The 1,041-nt window shown below is 37.3% G+C and carries 1 protein-coding gene; it reads right to left on the bottom strand.

Annotated elements, in window-relative coordinates; translation table 11 throughout:
• The coding region (locus ACN4EE_RS23630) for a cation:proton antiporter (protein WP_431708956.1) at positions 1-1,041 on the bottom strand (1,041 nt) is incomplete at both ends.

Genomic DNA, 1,041 nt, shown 5'->3' with positions numbered 1-1,041 from the left:
AAATTATCCCATTAGTATCGGTGAGGATATGTAAAGGAAATAATTTGCCTTTGGTGGCGTTGACTAATAGCAAGGCGAGGTTTAATAAATTATCTTCGGTATTAGGATTCGCAACAGGTACAACTACTCGATAAACAGGAGATTTTTCTTTTCCTTCCTGTGGTTTTTCGATGGTGGAGTCTGATGCTGAAGGTGTGGATTCTCCCATTTTAATTTGATCAGCCCATTTTGTTGTTACCCAAGGAGATACAATACAAGTAACTAGAATCATTGCGATAGTACCATTAACCGTCAACTCATCCACTAAATCAATATTAAAAGCTACGGTAATCGCCGCCAAAGTGGAAGCCGCTTGAGCAACAGACAAGCCAAACATTACCATAATATTAGGGAAGGAGAATTTAAAATATTTACCCACCCCCCAAGCAGGAATCAATTTAGCCACGATCGCCACTACTATCATAACCCCTGACACGACAAACGATCGAGGTTCTTGAATTAAAGTTGCAGGATTAACCAACATTCCCACTGACAATAAAAAGAGGGGAATAAATAAAGTATTGCCAATAAATTGGATACGATTCATTAATGGACTCAAAGGCGGAATTAATGGTCTAATACTAATACCAGCTAAAAAAGCTCCTATAATGGGTTCAATATCTATTAATCTCGCTACATAAGACACTAGAAACAAAGTTAATACCACAAAAGTAAACTCTGCTCCTTCATCTCTACCAAAGGTACGAAAAAACCAGCTTCCTAATTTCGGTACACCCAAAAGAGTGGCAAAGGTATAGATAATTAACGAGGGAATCAAATATAACCAAAATCCCAATGTCAAATCTCCCTCATTCGCTCTAACTACAACTGTTAATACCAAAAGAGCTAAAATATTAACAATCAGAGTACCACCTAATGTTACCGTCATCATTTTCGATCGCATCAAGCCTCGTTTACTGACAATAGGTAAAGATAACAAAGTGTGAGAGGCAAAACAAGAAGCTACTAAAATTGAGGCTAAAATATCATAACCAATCAATG

Source organism: Geminocystis sp. CENA526, from assembly GCF_050753365.1.
Lineage (GTDB): Bacteria > Cyanobacteriota > Cyanobacteriia > Cyanobacteriales > Cyanobacteriaceae > Geminocystis.
Note: the sequence above shows the minus strand (reverse complement) of the source record. Positions and strands in the feature narration are given on the sequence as shown.